Genomic DNA, 3,533 nt, shown 5'->3' on the forward strand with positions numbered 1-3,533 from the left:
ATCCCCCTAAAAAGATGTAATTCCTAATAGTTTACCACAAGAACTTGAAAAATCAAGTGATTTTTGACTAAATTCCTCTCATTTCTAAAACTTGAAAAAACAGGCAGGTTGTGCTATGCTGAAACCACCATATAATAAGGAGACTACCCATGACATCTTATCAAAAACCAACCGTCTGGACTGACCAAGCCAGTTCACAAGGTAAATTTACAGGCATTAACCGACCAACAGCAGGGGCACGTTTTGAACAGACCCTGCCAAAAGGCGACAAGCCCTTCCAACTCTACTCTCTGGGCACGCCAAATGGGGTCAAGGCAACTATCATGTTGGAGGAATTGAAGGCCCTGGGTCTGGCAGCTGACTACGACCTCTACCAGATTGCCATCATGGATGGTGACCAGTTCGGATCAGACTTTGTTGGCCTCAACCCTAACTCTAAGATTCCAGCCCTCTTGGACCAGTCTGGCCAAGAGCCTGTTCGGGTCTTTGAATCCTCCCATATCCTGCTCTACCTAGCTGACAAGTTCCAGGCCTTTATCCCTCAAGACCTTGCCCAGCGGGCTGAAGTCCTCAACTGGCTCTTCTGGCAGACAGGGGCAGCTCCCTTTGTCGGCGGTGGTTTTGGTCACTTCTTCCACTACGCTCCCGAAGCCTTTGAATACCCAATCAACCGCTTCACCATGGAAACCAAACGCCAGCTGGATTTGTTGGACAAGGAACTGGCTCAAAAAACTTACATCACAGGCGACACCTACACCATCGCCGACATGGCCATCTGGGCCTGGTATGGCCAATTAGCCCAGGACAAGCTCTACGCTGGGGCTTATGAGTTCTTGGATATGACCAGCTACAAACACCTCCAGGCCTGGGCAGAAAAGATTAGCCAACGCCCTGCTGTGCAAGCTGGCCTCAAGGCTGATTACCAACCAATCAAGTAAGCCATGGCCTTTCACTTGAAAACCTTTGAGGAGTTGACAACTCGGGAACTCCACCAGATTTACCAGCTGCGGTCAGCCGTCTTTGTGGTCGAACAGGCCTGTGCCTATCAAGACATTGATGACCATGACCTGACTGCCCTCCACCTGATGTTCACCAAAGACCAGCAACTGCTGGCCTACTGCCGCTTGATTCCAACGACTGATTTGGTCAAATTGGGGAGGGTGGTCGTGGCCCAGACCGCTCGTGGTCAGGGGCTGGGGAGACAGTTGGTAGAGGAAGCTCTAGCTACCTGCGTCAGCCATTATCCTAAAACACCCATCTACGCCCAGGCCCAAGCCCATCTGGAGGCCTTCTACCAGTCTCTGGGCTTTGAGGCCACCTCGGACGCCTATCTGGAGGACGGCATTCCCCACATCGACATGATTAGAAAGGGGTCAGCATGACCGATTTTCACGCCATTTTGGAGGCTGTTAAGGCCCACCAGACCATTATCATCCACCGCCACCAAAAGCCGGACCCTGATGCTATCGGGTCTCAGGTGGGGCTGGCGGAGATTCTCCGCCACAACTTTCCCGATAAGCGGGTACTGGTGACGGGCTATGACGAGCCAACCCTGACCTGGCTGGCCACTATGGATCAGGTGGGCGAACGGGACTACGATGGAGCCCTGGTCATCGTGACCGACACGGCCAATCTGGAGCGGATTGACGACGGCCGTTACGACCAGGGGGCCATGCTAATCAAGCTGGACCACCACCCCAACGACCAGCCCTACGGCGACCTCTGCCTGGTGGACACGACCGCCTCTAGTGCCAGCGAGATGGTGACCGATCTGGCCCTGACGACTGGCCTGGACCTCCCGCTGTCTGCCGTCCGCCTGCTCTACGCCGGCATCGTGGGCGATACGGGTCGTTTTCTCTTCCCCAATGCCACGGCTAAGACCTTTGCTATTAGCGGGGTCTTGCGGAGCTATGACCTTGATTTTTCTCTGCTCATGCGGCAGATGGACAGCGTGCCAGAACGGGTGGCCAAGCTCATGGGCTATATCTTAGAGCAGGTCAGCATTGACCAGAACGGGGCAGCCTATGTGGTCCTGACCGCTGAGCTCCTCAACCGTTACGGGGTCGGTTCCAACGAAGTCAGTCAGGTGGTCGGCACCCCTGGCCGAATTGAAACCGTTGAAAGCTGGGCCATTTTCACCCAGCAAGAGGACGGCCACTACCGGGTCAACCTGCGGAGCAAAACTGTGGTCATCAACGGCCTGGCCAAGGAACACGACGGCGGTGGCCACCCCCTGGCCAGCGGTGCCTGGGCTTATAGCCAAGACGAGATTGCCACCATCTACCAAAAATTACAGGGCTTGGTGGCAGAGGCCAAACGTGGCTAAGAAGCTGTATTCACAATGTAACCAATGACTTGAACAAGCTCATTTTAGCTCATTCACCGTCAGATACTCTGGTCTACGCTTAGTATTTCTGCAAAAAATCGTCCTCAATTGGGTCAAACTTAGTCCAATCAGTTTAATATTTTTATTGTGAAAACAGGTTCTAAGAATTTTTGTTAGAGGAAATTAATGGAATTTATAGGATTAACTCTTTATTTCAATAAAGAGTTTGGTTATTTATTAGGGGCACATACAAAACAATTAAATACAAAGATATCAACTATTCATCCAAACGTGAAAACAGCGTCATCGAATATTTCTAATGATGAGCTATTGAACCTTATTTATGAAGTCATTCAGATTTCTAAAAGTAATCCCATGTTATTAAGTGAAAGCTCAGTTGATTACTGGCAAGTAACAGGCATATCTACATTTCGAGCTTTTAGCAACAGTTTTTCCTCAGTTAAAATATTTGTAAAGGATGAAAAATGTCGAATTATAGGTCTAAAATTGTCAGGTAAATCTGGAGGTTATGCTATTGATAAGACAAAAGAAATACACTGCTCGGTGACAGAATTATCTCATAATATCGAGATGGTAAAATCTTTTTTATCTGTTGAAAAACCAAAAAAATCTTATTTTGCTCGTAATTTCAACTCTTTGAGTGGAAAGTTGGTAGAATTCGAGGATTTCCCTGATAAATTTTTAGATATGGGAGATGGTAATACGGATGCGTATCAGATACTTCAGGATTTTCGTAATCCTAAAAATTATTTGGTATTTGTGATTGATAGTGGATACATTAGCTTTGGTGAATCTGATATAAAACTAATTTTTGAAAAACAATATGGAACTATTTTAGATTTTGATTATCAGATTATTTCAGATAAACTATATAAGATTAAAGTAAGTGCCAAAACTACATCAAAAGAGGTTGTTTCCTATCTTTTTGAAGATAGAGAAGGTTTCCTTGAAGTAATTTATGTTATTGATTTACAAGCTCCAGAAACAGATATTGAAACTATTCGACAAGAGTTTGAATCTGTTATTCAATCTATAAAAATTTCATAATAATCCTCCGAAGTTACTGTAACCGCCCAATAACGGAGTATATTGAAATTTAGCTACAAAAAAGCAACGGCATCAAATCCGTTGCTTTTTTTGTTTGAATCAGGAAAACTTTTGTCTCCTGCTCCTCTCCATAATGGTC

The 3,533-nt window shown here is 46.6% G+C and carries 4 protein-coding genes; all 4 read left to right on the plus strand.

Annotated elements, in window-relative coordinates; genetic code table 11:
• Positions 1-149: 149 nt before the first annotated feature.
• The 4 genes from yghU (at position 150) to AC3ARB_RS07370 (ending at position 3,394) form a co-directional block, all read left to right on the plus strand.
• A complete protein-coding gene (yghU, locus tag AC3ARB_RS07355; protein ID WP_488319930.1) occupies positions 150-938 on the plus strand; it encodes a glutathione-dependent disulfide-bond oxidoreductase in 789 nt (262 codons plus the stop codon).
• Positions 939-941: 3 nt separating this feature from the next.
• Entirely contained in the window at positions 942-1,382 is a 441-nt protein-coding gene (locus AC3ARB_RS07360; protein ID WP_488319931.1) for a GNAT family N-acetyltransferase, read from the plus strand.
• A complete protein-coding gene (locus AC3ARB_RS07365; RefSeq protein ID WP_488319932.1) occupies positions 1,379-2,326 on the plus strand; it encodes a DHH family phosphoesterase in 948 nt (315 codons plus the stop codon). Before AC3ARB_RS07360 ends, AC3ARB_RS07365 begins: the two co-directional genes overlap by 4 nt.
• Before the next feature lie 186 nt (positions 2,327-2,512).
• On the plus strand, positions 2,513-3,394 hold the full coding sequence (locus AC3ARB_RS07370) for a hypothetical protein (protein WP_488319933.1): 882 nt from the start codon (positions 2,513-2,515) through the stop codon (positions 3,392-3,394).
• The last annotated feature ends 139 nt before the right edge of the window (positions 3,395-3,533 follow it).

The sequence above is a fragment of the Streptococcus sp. ZY171113 genome, assembly GCF_057748235.1.